This is a genomic window from Pseudomonas sp. PVC-3-1, from assembly GCF_057444315.1.
In genome coordinates this window covers 6,237,245-6,254,362 of the sequence record NZ_CM172023.1, presented here as the reverse complement: position 1 = coordinate 6,254,362, position 17,118 = coordinate 6,237,245, and the positions used below count along the sequence as shown (strand labels likewise).

14 protein-coding genes are annotated in these 17,118 nt (G+C 64.5%); 13 read left to right on the top strand and 1 reads right to left on the bottom strand.

Features of this window, described 5'->3' with window-relative positions; genetic code table 11:
- Positions 1-10: 10 nt before the first annotated feature.
- From murD to lpxC, 9 genes are all read left to right on the top strand, one after another.
- On the top strand, positions 11-1,357 hold the full coding sequence (gene murD, locus AC2T4A_RS28795) for a UDP-N-acetylmuramoyl-L-alanine--D-glutamate ligase (protein ID WP_486742384.1): 1,347 nt from the start codon (positions 11-13) through the stop codon (positions 1,355-1,357).
- Positions 1,357-2,556 (top strand): putative lipid II flippase FtsW, encoded by a 1,200-nt coding sequence (gene ftsW, locus AC2T4A_RS28790; protein WP_416744877.1) that lies wholly within the window; start codon positions 1,357-1,359, stop codon positions 2,554-2,556. The genes murD and ftsW overlap by 1 nt, the downstream gene beginning before the upstream one ends.
- Positions 2,546-3,619 (top strand): undecaprenyldiphospho-muramoylpentapeptide beta-N-acetylglucosaminyltransferase, encoded by a 1,074-nt coding sequence (gene murG / locus AC2T4A_RS28785; RefSeq protein WP_486742383.1) that lies wholly within the window; start codon positions 2,546-2,548, stop codon positions 3,617-3,619. The genes ftsW and murG overlap by 11 nt, the downstream gene beginning before the upstream one ends.
- Positions 3,612-5,066, top strand: coding sequence for a UDP-N-acetylmuramate--L-alanine ligase (gene murC, locus AC2T4A_RS28780; RefSeq protein ID WP_478377275.1), 1,455 nt, complete (start codon positions 3,612-3,614; stop codon positions 5,064-5,066). Before murG ends, murC begins: the two co-directional genes overlap by 8 nt.
- Positions 5,063-6,010, top strand: a complete 948-nt coding sequence (locus tag AC2T4A_RS28775) for a D-alanine--D-alanine ligase (protein WP_478377274.1) — start codon at positions 5,063-5,065, stop codon at positions 6,008-6,010. The genes murC and AC2T4A_RS28775 overlap by 4 nt, the downstream gene beginning before the upstream one ends.
- Positions 6,011-6,013: 3 nt before the next feature.
- Entirely contained in the window at positions 6,014-6,877 is an 864-nt protein-coding gene (locus AC2T4A_RS28770; protein ID WP_416744881.1) for a cell division protein FtsQ/DivIB, read from the top strand.
- Between the two features lie 21 nt (positions 6,878-6,898).
- A complete protein-coding gene (ftsA, locus tag AC2T4A_RS28765) occupies positions 6,899-8,146 on the top strand; it encodes a cell division protein FtsA (protein ID WP_024764065.1) in 1,248 nt (415 codons plus the stop codon).
- Positions 8,147-8,199: 53 nt separating this feature from the next.
- Positions 8,200-9,384: a cell division protein FtsZ gene (gene ftsZ / locus AC2T4A_RS28760; RefSeq protein ID WP_017518095.1), complete on the top strand. Its 1,185-nt coding sequence runs from the start codon at positions 8,200-8,202 to the stop codon at positions 9,382-9,384.
- Positions 9,385-9,496: 112 nt separating this feature from the next.
- Positions 9,497-10,408, top strand: coding sequence for a UDP-3-O-acyl-N-acetylglucosamine deacetylase (lpxC, locus tag AC2T4A_RS28755; protein WP_184589107.1), 912 nt, complete (start codon positions 9,497-9,499; stop codon positions 10,406-10,408).
- A gap of 69 nt (positions 10,409-10,477) precedes the next feature.
- On the opposite strand, the gene AC2T4A_RS28750 is transcribed toward lpxC, so the two are convergent.
- Positions 10,478-10,945, bottom strand: coding sequence for a DUF721 domain-containing protein (locus tag AC2T4A_RS28750; protein ID WP_478377273.1), 468 nt, complete (start codon positions 10,943-10,945; stop codon positions 10,478-10,480).
- 290 nt (positions 10,946-11,235) lie between these two features.
- On the opposite strand from AC2T4A_RS28750, the gene secA reads away from it, so the two are divergent.
- The 4 genes from secA to AC2T4A_RS28730 all read left to right on the top strand — a co-directional run bounded on the left by secA (position 11,236) and on the right by AC2T4A_RS28730 (position 17,096).
- Complete coding sequence (gene secA, locus AC2T4A_RS28745; RefSeq protein ID WP_478377272.1) at positions 11,236-13,986, top strand: preprotein translocase subunit SecA; 2,751 nt, start codon at positions 11,236-11,238, stop codon at positions 13,984-13,986.
- Between the two features lie 105 nt (positions 13,987-14,091).
- The gene (gene argJ, locus AC2T4A_RS28740) at positions 14,092-15,309 is read left to right on the top strand and encodes a bifunctional glutamate N-acetyltransferase/amino-acid acetyltransferase ArgJ (RefSeq protein WP_416744884.1); all 1,218 of its coding nucleotides are present in this window, start codon (positions 14,092-14,094) and stop codon (positions 15,307-15,309) included.
- 135 nt (positions 15,310-15,444) lie between these two features.
- Positions 15,445-16,074, top strand: a complete 630-nt coding sequence (locus AC2T4A_RS28735; RefSeq protein ID WP_478377270.1) for a glutathione S-transferase family protein — start codon at positions 15,445-15,447, stop codon at positions 16,072-16,074.
- 71 nt (positions 16,075-16,145) lie between these two features.
- Positions 16,146-17,096: a Nudix family hydrolase gene (locus AC2T4A_RS28730; protein ID WP_416744886.1), complete on the top strand. Its 951-nt coding sequence runs from the start codon at positions 16,146-16,148 to the stop codon at positions 17,094-17,096.
- Positions 17,097-17,118: the final 22 nt, after the last annotated feature.

Here is a 17,118-nt window from a genome sequence, read left to right as displayed (position 1 = left end):
CTGATCGAGCATGAGCCTGATCGCTTCCGACCAATTCCGCATCGTTGTCGGCCTCGGCAAGAGCGGCATGTCCCTGGTGCGCTACCTGGCGCGCCAGGGCGTGCCTTTTGCCGTGGCCGATACGCGCGCGAATCCGCCGGAGCTGGCGACCCTGCGCGAGCAGTACCCGCAGGTCGAGGTGCGCTGCGGCGACCTCGACGCCGATTTCCTCTGCCGCGCCCAGGAGCTCTATGTGAGCCCCGGCCTGTCGCTGCGCGTTCCGGCGCTGATCGAAGCTGCTGCCCGTGGTGTGCGCATGTCCGGCGACGTCGACCTGTTCGCCCGTCACGCGAAGGCGCCGATCGTCGCCATCACCGGTTCCAACGCCAAGAGCACCGTCACTACCCTGGTGGGCGACATGTCCAAGGCTGCCGGCAAGCGGGTCGCCGTCGGCGGCAACCTCGGGACTCCGGCGCTGGACCTGCTGGCCGATGACGTCGAGCTGTACGTGGTCGAGCTGTCCAGTTTCCAGCTGGAAACCTGCGAGCGCCTGAACGCCGAAGTCGCCACCTGTCTGAACGTCAGCGAAGACCACATGGACCGCTACGACGGCATGGCCGATTACCACCTGGCCAAGCACCGCATCTTCCGTGGCGCCAAGCAGGTCGTGGTGAACCGTGCCGATGCGCTGAGCCGCCCTCTGATCGCTGACACCGTGCCGTGCTGGACCTTCGGCACCAACAAGCCGGACTTCAAGGGCTTCGGTCTGATCGAAGAGAACGGCGAGAAGTGGCTGGCCTTCCAGTTCGATCCGCTGATGCCGGCCCGCGAGCTGAAAATCCGTGGCGCGCACAACCAGTCCAATGCCCTGGCGGCGCTGGCGCTGGGTCACGCCGTCGGCCTTCCGTTCGAGCCGATGCTGCAGACCCTGCGCGAGTTCGCCGGTCTCGCTCACCGCTGCCAGTGGGTGCGGGAGCGTAACGGTGTGAGTTACTACGACGACTCCAAGGCCACCAATGTCGGCGCCGCCCTGGCTGCCATCGAAGGCCTGGGTGCCGATATCGACGGCAAGCTGGTGCTGATCGCCGGTGGCGATGGCAAGGGTGCCGACTTCCATGACCTGCGTGGCCCCGTCGCGCAACATTGCCGTGCCGTGGTGCTGCTGGGGCGCGACGCCGAGTTGGTGGGTGCTGCAATCGGCAACGCGGTGCCCAAGGTTCGCGTGAATACCCTCGAAGAAGCCGTCGAGCACGCTGCCGACCTGGCTCTACCGGGTGACGCGGTGCTGCTGTCGCCAGCCTGCGCGAGCCTGGACATGTTCAAGAACTACGAAGAACGCGGACGCCTGTTCGCCAAGGCCGTGGAGGAGCTCGCCTGATGTTCTCCTTCCTGCGCCCATACCCGTCCCCGCTGATCAGCCGTAATGGCATCGACATCGACTTCCCGCTGCTCGCGGGTTGTCTGGCGCTGCTCGGCCTCGGCCTGGTGATGGTCACTTCGGCATCCTCCGAAGTCGCCGCGGCGCAGTCCGGCAATCCGCTGTACTTCTCGGTCCGCCACCTGATCTATCTCGCCATCGGCTTCGTCGCCTGTGGCGTGACCATGATGGTGCCGATGGAAACCTGGCAGCGCTGGGGCTGGAAGCTGCTGGCCGTGGCCTTCCTGCTGCTGGTGATGGTGATCACCCCCGGCATCGGACGCGAGGTGAACGGTTCCATGCGCTGGATCGGCTTCGGCCTGTTCAACATCCAGCCTTCGGAAATCGCCAAGGTCTTCGTGGTGATCTTCATGGCCGGCTACCTCGTTCGCCGCCAGGAAGAAGTGCGCGAGAGCTGGCTGGGCTTTTTCAAACCCTTCGTCGTGCTGCTGCCGATGGCCGGCCTGCTGCTGCGTGAGCCCGACTTCGGCGCCACAGTGGTGATGATGGGCGCGGCCGCCGCGATGCTGTTCCTCGGTGGCGTGGGCCTGTTCCGCTTCGGCCTGATGGTCGCGCTGGCGGTCGGCGCCGTGGTGCTGCTGATCCAGACCCAGCCGTACCGGATGGCGCGTCTGACCAACTTCACCGACCCCTGGGCCGACCAGTTCGGCGCGGGCTACCAGCTCAGTCAGGCGTTGATCGCCTTCGGTCGTGGCGGCTGGACCGGCATGGGCCTGGGCAACAGCATCCAGAAGCAGTTCTACCTGCCCGAAGCGCACACCGACTTCGTGTTCGCGGTGCTCGCCGAGGAACTGGGCATCGTCGGCGCCATGGCGACCGTCGCCCTGTTCGTCTTCGTCAGCCTGCGCGCGCTCTACATCGGCATCTGGGCCGAGCAGTCGAAACAGTACTTCTCCGCCTACGTTGCCTACGGCCTGGCCTTCCTGTGGATCGGTCAGTTCCTCATCAACGTGGGCGTGAACGTCGGCTTGCTGCCGACCAAGGGCCTGACCCTGCCGTTCCTCAGCTACGGCGGTTCGTCGCTGGTGATCTGCTGTGCCTGCCTGGGGATGCTCCTGCGCATCGAATGGGAACGCCGCACCGTGATGGGCAGCGAGGAATATGAATTCAGCGAAGAGGACTTTGCCGATGAAAGGTAATGTCCTGATCATGGCGGGCGGCACCGGCGGACACGTGTTCCCGGCCCTGGCCTGCGCCCGTGAGTTCCAGGCGCGCGGTTACAGCGTGCATTGGCTGGGCACCCCGCGCGGCATCGAGAACGACCTGGTACCCAAGGCCGGCCTGCCGCTGCACCTGATCAACGTCAGCGGTTTGCGTGGCAAAGGCATCAAGTCGCTGCTGCGTGCGCCGTTCGATCTGCTCAAGTCGCTGTTCCAGGCCATTGGCGTGGTGCGTCAGCTCAAGCCGGTTTGCGTGCTGGGCCTGGGCGGTTACGTCACCGGCCCTGGCGGCCTGGCTGCCAAGCTGTCTGGCGTACCGTTGGTGATCCATGAACAGAATGCCGTCGCCGGCACCGCCAACCGCAGCCTTGCGCCGCTGGCCAAGCGTGTCTGCGAAGCTTTCCCGGATACCTTCGACAGCAGCGCCAAGCGCCTGACTACCGGCAACCCAGTGCGTGTCGAGCTGTTCCTGGAAGAGGGTGCCCGCGCACCGCTGGCCGGCCGTCGCGTCAACCTGCTGGTGCTGGGCGGCAGCCTGGGCGCCGAGCCGCTGAACAAACTGCTGCCCGAAGCGCTGGCGCAGGTTCCAGCGGAGATTCGCCCGGCCATTCGCCATCAGGCCGGTCGTCAGCATGACGAAATTACTGCGGAGCGTTACCGCAACGCAGGTGTCGAAGCGGACGTAGCTCCGTTCATCGCCGATATGGCTGCCGCCTACGCCTGGGCTGATCTGGTGATATGCCGCGCCGGCGCGCTGACCGTGAGTGAGCTGACCGCCGCCGGCCTGCCGTCCTTCCTGGTGCCGCTGCCCCACGCGATCGACGACCACCAGACCAAGAACGCCGAATTCCTGGTGCGGGAGGGCGCGGCCCACCTGCTGCCACAGAAATCTACCAGCGCCGCCGATTTGGCCGCGCAGCTGTCCGAGGTATTGATGCACCCCGATTCCCTGACCCGCATGGCCGCTCGCGCACGCAGCCTGGCCAAGCCCGAGGCTACCCGCACGGTAGTCGATGCCTGCCTGGAGGTGGCCCGTGGTTAAAGAACCCACCGGCGTCACTCGCACCATGCGGCGCATCCGCCGCATCCACTTTGTCGGCATCGGCGGCGTGGGCATGTGTGGTATCGCGGAAGTCCTGCTCAACCTCGGCTACGAAGTCTCCGGCTCCGACCTCAAGGCTTCGCCGGTCACCGAGCGCCTGGAGAAGTTCGGCGCGGAAATCTTCATCGGCCACCGTGCGGAGAACTCCGACGGCGCCGACGTGCTGGTGGTTTCCAGCGCGGTTAACAAGTCGAACCCGGAAGTTGCCGCCGCGCTGGATCGACGCGTGCCGGTCGTGCCGCGTGCCGAGATGCTCGCCGAGTTGATGCGCTACCGCCATGGCATCGCCGTTGCCGGTACCCATGGCAAGACCACCACCACCAGCCTGATCGCCTCGGTATTCGCCGCTGGCGGCCTGGACCCGACCTTCGTCATCGGCGGCCGTCTGAACGCCGCCGGCACCAATGCGCAGCTGGGCACCAGCCGCTACCTGGTGGCCGAGGCGGACGAGAGCGACGCCAGCTTCCTGCACCTGCAGCCGATGGTTTCGGTCGTCACCAACATCGACGCCGACCACATGAGTACTTACGGCGGCGACTTCAACAAGCTCAAGCGCACCTTCGTCGACTTCCTGCATAACCTGCCGTTCTACGGTCTGGCCGTGGTCTGCGTGGACGACCCGGTCGTGCGCGAGATCCTGCCGCAGGTTGCGCGTCCGACCGTGACCTACGGCCTGAGCGAGGACGCCGACGTCCGCGCCATCAACATCCGCCAGGAAGGCATGCGCACCTTCTTCACTGTGCTGCGCCCCGAGCGCGAGCCGCTGGACGTCTCGGTGAACATGCCCGGCCTGCACAACGTGCTGAACTCCCTGGCGACCATCGTCATCGCCACCGACGAAGGCATCTCCGACGAGGCCATCGTCCAGGGCCTGTCCGGCTTCCAGGGCGTCGGCCGACGCTTCCAGGTCTATGGCGACCTGCAGGTGGAAGGCGGCAGCGTGATGCTGGTCGACGACTACGGCCACCACCCGCGCGAAGTCGCGGCGGTGATCAAGGCCGTGCGCGGTGGCTGGCCGGAGCGCCGTCTGGTGATGGTTTACCAGCCACACCGCTACAGCCGTACCCGTGATCTGTACGACGACTTCGTGCAGGTGCTGGGCGAGGCCAACGTACTGATGCTGATGGAGGTCTACCCGGCCGGCGAAGAGCCGATCCCTGGCGCCGATAGCCGTCACCTGTGCCACAGCATCCGTCAACGCGGCCAGCTCGACCCGATCTACCTGGAGCGCGGCGGTGACCTCGCTTCGCTGCTCAAGCCGCTGCTGCGTCCGGGCGACATCCTGCTCTGCCAGGGTGCCGGCGATATCGGCGGGCTGGCTCCGCAACTGATCAAGAATCCGATGTTCGGCGCCGCCGCCGCTGGCGCCGAGGGGAAGAAACAATGAGTGACGCCCTCAAATCCGCCCTCGAGCCCCGCGCATTCGGTCGCGTCGCCGTGCTGTACGGCGGCAGGAGCGCCGAGCGCGAGGTGTCGCTGAAGTCCGGCGCCATGGTCCTGCAGGCTCTGCAGGGCGCGGGCGTGGACGCCTTCGGCATCGATGTGGGCGACGATCTGCTGGAGCGTCTGACCCGCGAAAAGATCGACCGCGCCTTCATCATCCTCCATGGTCGTGGCGGTGAGGACGGCACCATGCAGGGTCTGCTGGAAATCGCCGGCATTCCCTACACCGGTAGCGGTGTGCTGGCCTCCGCGTTGGCCATGGACAAGCTGCGCACCAAGCGTGTGTGGCTGAGCCTGGGCCTGCCGACGCCTGACCACGCCGTGCTTGCCAGCGAGGACGATTGCCGTGCCGCCGCAGCGAAGCTCGGCTTCCCGCTGATCGTCAAGCCGGCCAGCGAAGGTTCGAGCATCGGCATGGCCAAGGTGAACAGCGAGCAGGAACTGATCGCCGCCTGGGCCGCCGCCGCGAAGTACGACCCGCAGGTGTTGGTCGAGCAATGGATCAGCGGCCCCGAATACACCGTCGCCATTCTGCGTGGCCAGGTGCTGCCGCCCATTCGCCTGGGTACTCCGCACACCTTCTACGACTACGACGCCAAGTACCTGGCCAACGATACCCAGTACCAGATTCCCTGCGGCCTCGATGCCGACAAGGAAGAGGAACTCAAGGACCTGACCGCGCGCGCCTGCGATGCCCTTGGCATCCAGGGCTGGGGGCGGACCGATGTGATGCAGGACGCCCAAGGGCGCTTCTGGCTGTTGGAAGTGAACACAGCACCGGGCATGACCGACCACAGCCTGGTGCCCATGGCCGCGCGCGCGGCCGGCCTGGATTTCCAGCAGCTTGTGCTGGCGATCCTTGCCGACAGCGTCGAGGCAAGGGGATAAGTCATGAACGGCGCGCAGCTTCGTCACCAGAACCCCGGAATCGGCCGTGCACCTGCACGCAAGCCGGTGCCGCGCGGCGCCAGCCGTCTGGTGGCCAAGGAGCCGCTCAGCGCTCGCATGCCCAAGCCCAGCTTCGGCTTCCTGAAGGTGCTGTTGTGGCCTCTGGTGCTGGGCGTGCTCGGTGGCGGTGCTTATTACGGGGCGCAGTACGTGCTCCCCTACGCGGACCGGCCGATCGCCAAGGTCAGCGTGGAAGGTGATCTCAGCTACATCAGCCAGGCGGCGGTGCAGCAGCGGATCAGCCCTTACGTTTCGGCCAGCTTCTTCACCATCGACCTGGCCGGCATGCGCCAGGAGCTGGAGCAGATGCCCTGGATCGCTCACGCCGAGGTGCGTCGCGTATGGCCCGATCAGGTGGTTATCCGCCTCGACGAGCAATTACCCATCGCCCGCTGGGGTGACGAAGCCCTGCTGAACAATCAGGGTCAAGCCTTCGCCCCGCGCGAAGTGGCCAACTACGAGCACCTGCCGCGCCTGTCCGGCCCGCAGCGTGCTCAGCAGCAAGTGATGCAGCAGTACCAGATTCTCAGCCAGATGCTCCGCCCACTGGGCTTCACCATCGCCAGCCTGGACATGAGTTCGCGTGGCGCATGGACCCTGGGCACCGCACAGGGCGTGGAGATCATGCTGGGCCGCGATCACGCGGTAGAACAGATTCGCCGGTTCGTGACCATCTACGACAAGGCGCTGAAAGAACAGATTACGAAAATTGCCCGCATCGACATGCGTTACCCCAACGGCCTGGCCGTGGCGTGGCGCGATCCGGTGCCGGAAACGACGGTGGCCCAGACCACCGGCGTGCAGTGAGTTGAGGAGACTTCAATAGACATGGCAAGCGTGCAGAGCGGCAAAATGGTCGTCGGCCTGGACATCGGCACCTCCAAGGTGGTGGCGCTGGTGGGCGAGGTGGCGGCCGATGGCAAGCTGGAAATCGTCGGCATTGGGACGCACCCGTCCCGCGGCCTGAAGAAGGGCGTGGTGGTGAACATCGAGTCCACCGTGCAATCGATCCAGCGCGCCATCGATGAAGCCCAGCAGATGGCTGGCTGCCGTATCCACTCGGCCTTCGTCGGCATCGCCGGCAACCATATCCGTAGCCTGAACTCCCACGGCATCGTGGCGATTCGCGACCGCGAAGTCAGCGGCGCCGACATCGAGCGCGTGCTGGACGCGGCCCAGGCCGTGGCGATCCCGGCTGACCAGCGTGTGTTGCACACCCTGGCCCAGGATTATGTGATCGATAACCAGGAAGGCGTGCGCGAGCCGCTGGGCATGTCCGGCGTCCGCCTGGAAGCCAAGGTGCACGTGGTGACCTGTGCGGTGAACGCTGCGCAGAACATCGAGAAGTGTGTGCGTCGTTGTGGCCTGGAAGTGGACGACATCATCCTCGAGCAACTGGCCTCGGCCTACTCCGTGCTCACCGAGGATGAAAAGGAACTGGGCGTGTGCCTGGTGGACATCGGTGGCGGCACCACCGACATCGCCATCTTCACCGAGGGCGCCATCCGCCATACGGCTGTCATCCCGATCGCCGGCGATCAGGTCACCAACGACATCGCCATGGCGTTGCGCACCCCGACTCAGTACGCTGAGGAAATCAAGATTCGATACGCCTGTGCACTGGCCAAATTGGCCGGCCCCGGCGAAACCATCAAGGTGCCCAGCGTCGGAGATCGTCCGCCGCGGGAACTGTCGCGCCAGGCGCTTGCCGAAGTGGTCGAGCCTCGTTACGACGAGCTGTTCACCCTGGTTCAGGCCGAACTGCGCCGTAGCGGTTACGAGGACCTGATTCCAGCCGGGATCGTCATGACCGGCGGCACCGCCAAGATGGAAGGGGCTGTCGAGCTGGCCGAGGAGATCTTCCACATGCCGGTACGCCTGGGCGTACCTCACAGCGTCAAGGGACTGGCCGACGTCGTGCGCAATCCAATCTATTCCACCGGTGTGGGTCTGCTCCTGTACGGACTGCAAAAGCAATCCGACGGTATCTCCATGTCCGGCAGCAGCTTCAGCAGCGACGAACCCAAGACACCCGTACTGGAAAAGCTCAAACGCTGGGTCCAGGGCAATTTCTGATTTACCACCGCGGTAAACGTAGGCAACACAACTAGAAAGGAAGGAGAGGGGAAATGTTTGAACTGGTAGATAACGTCCCGCAAACAGCAGTCATCAAAGTGATCGGCGTAGGTGGTGGCGGCGGCAACGCCGTAAACCACATGGCCAAGAACAACGTTGATGGCGTCGAATTCATTTGCGCCAACACCGATGCGCAGGCGCTGAAGAACATCGCCGCGCGCACCGTGCTGCAGCTCGGCCCAGGTGTTACCAAGGGCCTGGGTGCTGGCGCCAACCCTGAAGTAGGCCGCCAGGCCGCCATCGAGGACCGCGAGCGTATCGCCGAGGTTCTGGAAGGCGCCGACATGGTCTTCATCACCACCGGCATGGGTGGCGGTACCGGTACCGGTGCTGCGCCGATCATCGCCGAGGTTGCCAAGGAAATGGGCATCCTCACCGTGGCCGTGGTCACCCGTCCGTTCCCGTTTGAGGGCCGCAAGCGCATGCAGATCGCCGACGAGGGCATCCGCTCGCTGGCGGAAAGCGTCGACTCGCTGATCACCATCCCGAACGAAAAACTGCTGACCATCCTGGGCAAGGACGCGAGCCTGCTGGCTGCCTTCGCCAAGGCTGACGATGTACTGGCCGGTGCCGTTCGCGGTATCTCCGACATCATCAAGCGCCCGGGCATGATCAACGTCGACTTCGCCGACGTGAAAACCGTCATGAGCGAAATGGGCATGGCCATGATGGGTACCGGTTGCGCCAGCGGCCCGAACCGCGCTCGCGAGGCGACCGAAGCCGCGATCCGCAACCCGCTGCTGGAAGATGTCAACCTGCAGGGCGCCCGCGGCATCCTGGTGAACATCACCGCCGGTCCGGATCTGTCCCTGGGCGAATACTCCGACGTGGGTAACATCATCGAGCAGTTCGCTTCCGAGCACGCCACTGTGAAAGTGGGCACCGTGATCGATCCGGACATGCGCGACGAGCTGCACGTCACCGTGGTCGCCACCGGTCTGGGCGCTCGCCTGGAGAAGCCGGTCAAGGTCGTCGACAACACCGTTCAGACCCAGGCCGTCAGCACCCAGGCTCCGGTACAGCGCGAGCAGCAGTCGGTGAACTACCGTGACCTGGACCGTCCGACCGTCATGCGCAATCAGAACCACGGCGGCGCTGCCACCGCGGCCAAGCTGAACCCGCAGGACGATCTGGACTACCTGGACATCCCGGCCTTCCTGCGTCGCCAGGCCGATTGAGTCGATTTATCAGGAGTATCAATGTGATTGGTGTTCAGCAAAGGGCGGTTCTGCTATCATCGCCGCCCATTGTTGACAACAGTTCGCAACTTGCGCGAAAGCGGCCAAAGCCATGATCAGACAACGCACCTTGAAGAACATCATCCGGGCGACCGGTGTCGGCCTGCATTCCGGGGAGAAGGTTTACCTGACCCTGAAGCCGGCTCCCGTCGATACTGGCATCGTGTTCTGCCGGACCGATCTCGACCCAGTGGTGGAAATTCCCGCCCGGGCCTCGAACGTCGGTGAAACCACCATGTCGACCACCCTGATCAAGGGTGACATCAAGGTGGATACCGTGGAGCACCTGCTCTCGGCCATGGCCGGCCTGGGTATCGACAACGCCTATGTCGAGCTGTCGGCGTCGGAAGTGCCGATCATGGATGGCAGCGCAGGTCCCTTCGTATTCCTGATCCAGTCCGCTGGCCTGCAAGAGCAGGAAGCGGCCAAGAAGTTCATCCGCATCAAGCGCGAAGTGACGGTGGAAGAGGGCGACAAGCGCGCCACCTTCGTCCCGTTCGACGGCTTCAAGGTGAGCTTCGAGATCGATTTCGATCATCCGGTCTTCCGTGGTCGCACCCAGAAAGCCGTGGTGGATTTCTCCAGCACTTCCTTCGTGAAGGAAGTCAGCCGCGCCCGTACCTTCGGGTTCATGCGCGACATCGAGATGCTGCGTTCCCAGAACCTGGCTCTGGGTGGCAGCGTGGAGAACGCCATCGTGGTCGACGAGTATCGAGTGCTCAACGAAGACGGTCTTCGTTACGAGGACGAGTTCGTCAAGCACAAGATCCTGGACGCCATTGGTGACCTGTACCTGCTGGGTAACAGCCTTATCGGCGAGTTTATCGGCTACAAGTCCGGTCACGCCCTGAACAACCGTCTCCTGCGTACCCTCATCGCAGACAAGGACGCTTGGGAAGTGGTGACCTTCGAGGACGCCAAGACCGCGCCGATCTCCTATATGCGACCCGCTGCGGCCGTATAAGGAAACCTCCTCCTTTCAGCTACAAAATTCAAAGGCCACCCTCGGGTGGCCTTTTTTTATGCCTGCAATTTATTCCCCGCTCGGTTCCGGCGGTTTGCGACTGCGGCTGGCAAGGCGCTCCAAGGCAGCCTTGAGCTGCGGATTGCTGATGCCTTCGGCGGCTTCGTGCAGGGTGGCGGAGGCGGACTCGGTGATCCGGTTGGTGTTCACCCGCGTCGGTGTCTGGGTGGTTGGCTGCACCTTGAACAGGATGCGCGCCAGCCCTCTGAACTCCTCGAACGCGGCCAGTTGCCGCAGCAGGCGGTTCTGCTGGTAGCGCAGGCGCGTGGCCCAGTGGCCGTCGGTGACCACCAGCAGCAGGCTACCTTCACGCCAAGAGGCGACGCGGCAGTAAGGACGTGCAGCGGGTTGCAGTTGCGAGTCGAGCAGTTCCTGCAGGCGCGAGAGGCGTTGGGCCTCGGCGAACAGCGACTGCAGCGGTTTGGCTTCGCGCAGCAGCTTGGTCATCGCCTTGGCAGGAAGGGGGCGGAAAGCCATGGAGAGCAACCGGGAGTGAATGAAGAGGGATGGTAACAGATGCGCTCAGGGCCAGATGCCACTGTCCGGCCTTGAAGTTGTCGGCCTGCGTCACCATATCACTCACTCGGATTCAAAGTTGTCCGCCCATGCATTGCCCCGGCGCTCGCAGAATGCGAAGCTTCGGAGGATGACTTCGGCACTTTTTTCCCGGAAGTTTCCGGGTAGAATGCCCGCTTCATTGCCGTTCCGCGCCGCGGCCAGCCAGTCGGGCAGCCCTCCAATTCTCCAGTTCGGATGACCCAGTCGATATGTTTGCGCCTTTGTTGAAAAAACTCTTTGGAAGCAAGAACGAGCGCGAAGTGAAGCGCATGGCCAAGCAGGTTCAGGCCATCAATGCACTCGAGCCCCAGATGGTTCCGCTTTCCGATGAGCAACTCAAGGCCAAAACCGAGGAGTTCAAGGCGCGCCTGGCCAAGGGCGAGACCCTCGATCAGATTCTTCCCGAAGCCTTCGCCGTCGCCCGTGAGGCCGGCAAGCGCGTGATGGGCATGCGTCACTTCGACGTCCAGTTGATCGGCGGCATGACCCTGCACGAAGGCAAGATCGCCGAGATGCGTACCGGTGAGGGCAAGACCCTCGTGGGTACCCTGGCCGTCTACCTCAACGCCCTGGCCGGCAAAGGCGTGCACGTGGTCACCGTGAACGACTACCTGGCCCGCCGCGACGCCAACTGGATGCGTCCGCTGTACGAATTCCTCGGCCTCACCGTTGGCATCGTCAGCCCGTTCCAGCCGCCGGAAGAGAAGCGCGCTGCCTATGCTTCCGACATTACCTATGGCACCAACAACGAATTCGGCTTCGACTACCTGCGCGACAACATGGCGTTCAGCCTGGACGACAAGTTCCAGCGCGAGCTGAACTTCGCCGTGGTCGACGAAGTGGACTCCATCCTCATCGACGAGGCGCGGACTCCGCTGATTATCTCCGGCCAGGCCGAAGACAGCTCCGAGCTGTACATCAAGATCAACAAGCTGATCCCGCGCCTGAAGCGCCACGTCGAGGAAGTCGAAGGTCAGGTGACCCAGCAGGGCCACTACAGCATCGACGAGAAGACCCGCCAGGTGGAGCTCAACGAGCAGGGCCACGCCTACGTCGAGGAGCTGCTGACCCAGAACGGCCTGCTGGCCGAGGGCGAGAGCCTGTACTCGGCGCACAACCTCAGCCTGCTGACCCACGTCTATGCCGCGCTGCGCGCCCACACCCTGTTCCACCGCAACGTGGAGTACATCGTCCAGGGCGACCAGGTCCTGCTGATCGACGAGCACACCGGCCGTACCATGCCGGGCCGCCGCCTCTCCGAGGGCCTGCACCAGGCCATCGAGGCGAAGGAAAACCTGCCGATCCAGGCCGAGAGCCAAACCCTGGCCTCGACCACCTTCCAGAACTACTTCCGCCTCTACACCAAGCTGGCCGGCATGACCGGTACCGCCGACACCGAGGCCTTCGAATTCCGCCAGACCTACGGCCTGGACGTGGTGGTGATCCCGACCCACCGCCCGGTTGCCCGTAAGGACTTCAACGACTTGGTGTACCTGACCCAGGACGAGAAGTACGCCGCCATCATCACCGACGTGCAGCAGTGCCAGGCGCTGGGCCGCCCGATCCTCGTGGGCACCGCCTCGGTCGAGACGTCCGAATACGTCTCGCAGCTGCTGCAGAACGCCGGCATCGAGCACAAGGTACTGAACGCCAAGTACCACGAGAAGGAAGCCGAGATCATCGCCCAGGCCGGTCGTCCGGGCTCGGTGACCATCGCCACCAACATGGCCGGTCGTGGTACCGACATCCTGTTGGGCGGCAACTGGGAAGTGGAGGTCGCCGCGCTGGAGAACCCCACCGACGAGCAGGTCGCGCAGATCAAGGCCGACTGGCAGAAGCGTCACCAGCAAGTCATCGAGTCGGGTGGCCTGCACGTGATCGCTTCCGAGCGCCACGAATCCCGTCGTATCGACAACCAACTGCGTGGCCGTGCCGGCCGTCAGGGCGACCCGGGCTCCAGCCGTTTCTACCTGTCGCTGGAAGACCACCTGATGCGTATCTTTGCCTCCGATCGGGTGAAGAACTTCATGAAGGCCCTGGGCATGCAGCCGGGCGAGGCGATCGAGCACCGCATGGTGACCAACGCCATCGAAAAGGCGCAGCGCAAGGTCGAAGGCCGCAACTTCGATATCCGTAAACAACTGCTGGAGTTCGACGACGTCGCCAACGAGCAGCGCAAGGTGATCTACCACATGCGCAACACCCTGCTCGCAGCCGACAACATCGGCGAGACCATCGCCGAGTTCCGCGAAGAGACCCTGAACAACACTGTCAGCGATCACATCCCGCCGCAGTCGCTGCCCGAGCAGTGGGACATCACTGGCCTGGAAATGGCGCTGTACAGCGACTTCGGCCTCAAGCTGCCGATCCAGCAATGGCTGGACGACGACGAGAAGCTCTACGAAGAAACCCTGCGCGAGAAGATCCTCGCCGAGCTGGTGGCGGCCTACAACGAGAAGGAAGACATGGCGGGCGCCGAGGCCCTGCGCACCTTCGAGAAGCAGATGCTGCTGCGCGTGCTGGACGACCTGTGGAAGGATCACCTGTCCACCATGGATCACCTGCGTCACGGCATTCACCTGCGCGGCTATGCGCAGAAGAATCCGAAGCAGGAATACAAGCGCGAGTCCTTCAACCTGTTCCAGGAACTGCTGAACTCCATCAAGCGCGACACCATCCGCGTGCTGTCCTTCGTCCAGGTTCGCCGCGAAGACCCGGCCGAAGAAGAAGCCCGCCTGCGTCGCGAAGCCGAGGAAATGGCCAAGCGCATGCAGTTCCAGCACGCCGCCGCTCCGTCCATGGAGCAGGTCACTGGCGAGCCGGAAGAGGAAGGTGAGGTGCCGGCTGACAACGTGGTGCCGATGGAACCCATCCGCAACGAACCGAAGATCGGCCGTAACGAGCCGTGCCCCTGCGGTTCGGGCAAGAAGTACAAGCACTGCCACGGTCAGGTGGAATAACGCCTCCCGCCCCTGATACCGACGCCGCGACCGGCCCTGCCGCTCGCGGCGTTTTTCTCATCTGTTTCACTGATTAGATTCACTGACTAGATAGGAGCACAGCACATGGCTGTTGGTCTCGGCCCCATGTCCACCCTGCACCCGGTCCCCGGTTTCGAACTCGGCATCGCCTCTGCCGGCATCAAGCGACCCGGCCGCAAGGACATCGTGGTGATGCGCTGCGCCGAAGGCTCCACCGTAGCCGGTGTGTTCACCACCAACGCCTTCTGCGCCGCCCCCGTGATCCTGGCGCGCAAGCGCTTCCTGGGCCCGGTGCGATACCTGCTGACCAACACCGGCAACGCCAACGCCGGTACCGGCGAGTCGGGCCTGGCCAATGCCACCCGCACCTGCGCCAAGCTGGCCGAGCTTGCTGGCGTGCCGGAAAACGCCGTGCTGCCGTACTCCACCGGTGTGATCGGCGAGCCGCTGCCGGTCGAGAAGATCGAAGCCGCATTGCCCGCCGCACTGGCCAACTTGTCTGTGGATAACTGGGCCGACGCTGCCGCCGGCATCATGACCACCGACACCCTGCCCAAGGGCGCCAGTCGCCAGTTCCAGCACGACGGCGTAACCATCACCGTCACCGGCATCAGCAAGGGTGCCGGCATGATCAAGCCGAACATGGCCACCATGCTCGGCTACATTGCCACTGACGCCAAGGTTGCCCAGGGCGTGCTGCAGGACCTGCTGCGCGATGCGTCGAACAAGTCGTTCAACCGCATCACCATCGATGGCGACACCTCCACCAACGACTGCTGCATGCTGGTCGCCACCGGCCAGGCCGCACTGCCGGAAATCACCGCCGCCAGCGGCGCGCTGTTCGCCGCGCTGAAGCAGGCCGTGCTGGAGGTCTCCATGGAGCTGGCCCAGGCCATCGTCCGTGACGGCGAAGGCGCTACCAAGTTCGTGACCGTGCAGGTCAACGGCGGCGCGACTCACCAGGAGTGCCTGGATGTCGGCTACGCCGTCTCTCACTCGCCGCTGATCAAGACCGCGCTGTTCGCCTCCGACCCGAACTGGGGCCGCATCCTCGCTGCCGTTGGCCGTGCCGGCGTGCCGGACCTGGACGTGAGCCTGATCGACGTGTTCCTGGACGACGTGGCCATCGCCAGCCGTGGCTGCCGCGCGGCCAGCTACACCGAGGACCAGGGCGCCAAGGTCATGGCCCAGGAAGAGATCACCATCCGCATCGATCTCGGCCGCGGCACCTGCAGCGAGACCATCTGGACCACCGACCTGTCCCACGAGTACGTGAAGATCAACGCGGAATACCGCACCTGATCCGCCGCCGGCCTCGTGCCGGCGCTTCGCTTCACTCGGATTCCCGATTTTCATGGAAGGATGAAAATCGGGAATTTGTTTTCATGGCTGCCGCGCTCTAAGGTCTCCTGACTGACCCTCAAGAGCATCGCGTCCATGTCCCTCACCCTGATCATCGGCAGCAAGAATCTCTCCTCCTGGTCCCTGCGCGGCTGGCTGGCCATGCAACTCACCGGCGCCGAGTTCGAGGAAATCCTCATTCCCCTGGGCGGCCAGGACACCGCGCGGCGCATCCGTGAGCACTCGCCCAGCGGCAAGGTGCCGGCGCTCAAGTGCGAGCACGGGCTGATCTGGGATTCCCTGTCGATCGCCGAATACCTCGCCGAACGATTCCCCGAAGCCCACCTCTGGCCCCGTGGCGAAGCGGCCCGCGCCCTGGCGCGCACGGTCTGCGCCGAGATGCACAGCGGCTTCATGGCGTTGCGCTCGCACATGCCCATGGACATCCAGCGCAACCAGCCGCTGGCCGAAATACCCGAGGCTGTGGCGGCGGACATCGCCCGCGTTGTCGAACTCTGGGCCCTGTGCCGCCAGCAGTTCGGCCAGGACGGTCCGTTCCTGTTCGGCCATGCCAGCATCGCCGATGCCTTCTACGCGCCCATTGCCACGCGCCTGCGCAGCTACTGCGTCACCCTGCCGATCGAGGCGCAGAACTACGTCGATGCCATCTACGCCTGGCCGGCTTTCCGTCCCTGGCATGACGCTGCGATGGTCGAACGCGCCTGAACCAGGCCGCCAATGACGGTAGAATGCCCGTCTGCGCGGGCCCTGCCTGAATCGGATTGAGGAGTAGCACTGTGAAACGAGTACATGTCGCCGCCGCTGTGATTCGCGGGCTCGATGGCCGGGTGCTGATCGCCCGCCGTCCGGACGACAAGCACCAGGGCGGTCTCTGGGAGTTTCCCGGTGGCAAGGTGGAAGAGGGCGAAGCGGTGCAGGCCGCCTTGGCTCGCGAGCTGAAGGAAGAGCTGGGCATCGAGGTCGAGCAGGCGCGCCCGCTGATCCGCGTGCAGCACGACTACAGCGACAAGCACGTACTGCTGGATGTCTGGGAGGTCTCCGCTTTCTCCGGAGCGCCCCACGGCGCCGAAGGCCAGCCGCTGGCCTGGGTCGCCCCGCGCGATCTGCCGGACTACGAGTTTCCAGCGGCCAACGAGCCCATTGTGCAGGCCGCGCGCCTGCCCGATCGCTACCTGATCACCCCCGATGGCCTGGAAATCCCGCAACTGGTGCAGGGTGTCCGCGCTGCGGTCGCCAGCGGCATACGGCTGATTCAGCTGCGTGCGCCGAACATGTACAGCCCCGAGTACCGCGACCTTGCCGTCGATGTGCAAGGCCTGTGCGCCGGCAAGGCGCAACTGATGCTCAAGGGCCCGCTGGAGTGGTTGGGGGACTTCCCGGCGGCTGGCTGGCACCTGACCTCCGAGCAACTGCGCAAGTACGCGCCCAACGGCCGGCCCTTCCCCAGCGAGCGTCTGCTGGCGGCTTCCTGCCATAACGCCGAGGAGTTGGAGCTCGCGGCGCGCATGGGTGTGGACTTCGTCACCCTGTCGCCGGTGCAGCCCACCGAGAGCCATCCGGGCGAGCCGGCGCTGGGCTGGGAAGCGGCGGCGGAGTTGATCGATGGCTTCAACCAGCCGGTATTCCTGCTTGGTGGCGTCGGCCCGCAGGATGTCGAGCGTGCCTGGCAGGCCGGTGCACAGGGCGTGGCGGGGATTCGCGCGTTCTGGCCGAAAGTCGAAGGCTGATGGGATCTCGCGTGGGGCGGTG

Bases quoted from the DNA above. Each gene is read 5' to 3' on its own strand.
- ftsZ (WP_017518095.1), top strand. From the start codon at position 8,200: ATGTTTGAACTGGTAGATAACGTCCCGCAAACAGCAGTCATCAAAGTG.
- AC2T4A_RS28775 (WP_478377274.1), top strand. From the start codon at position 5,063: ATGAGTGACGCCCTCAAATCCGCCCTCGAGCCCCGCGCATTCGGTCGC.
- AC2T4A_RS28770 (WP_416744881.1), top strand. From the start codon at position 6,014: ATGAACGGCGCGCAGCTTCGTCACCAGAACCCCGGAATCGGCCGTGCA.
- AC2T4A_RS28750 (WP_478377273.1), bottom strand. From the start codon at position 10,945: ATGGCTTTCCGCCCCCTTCCTGCCAAGGCGATGACCAAGCTGCTGCGC.
- lpxC (WP_184589107.1), top strand. From the start codon at position 9,497: ATGATCAGACAACGCACCTTGAAGAACATCATCCGGGCGACCGGTGTC.
- murG (WP_486742383.1), top strand. From the start codon at position 2,546: ATGAAAGGTAATGTCCTGATCATGGCGGGCGGCACCGGCGGACACGTG.
- AC2T4A_RS28735 (WP_478377270.1), top strand. From the start codon at position 15,445: ATGTCCCTCACCCTGATCATCGGCAGCAAGAATCTCTCCTCCTGGTCC.
- murD (WP_486742384.1), top strand. From the start codon at position 11: ATGAGCCTGATCGCTTCCGACCAATTCCGCATCGTTGTCGGCCTCGGC.
- argJ (WP_416744884.1), top strand. From the start codon at position 14,092: ATGGCTGTTGGTCTCGGCCCCATGTCCACCCTGCACCCGGTCCCCGGT.
- ftsW (WP_416744877.1), top strand. From the start codon at position 1,357: ATGTTCTCCTTCCTGCGCCCATACCCGTCCCCGCTGATCAGCCGTAAT.
- ftsA (WP_024764065.1), top strand. From the start codon at position 6,899: ATGGCAAGCGTGCAGAGCGGCAAAATGGTCGTCGGCCTGGACATCGGC.
- secA (WP_478377272.1), top strand. From the start codon at position 11,236: ATGTTTGCGCCTTTGTTGAAAAAACTCTTTGGAAGCAAGAACGAGCGC.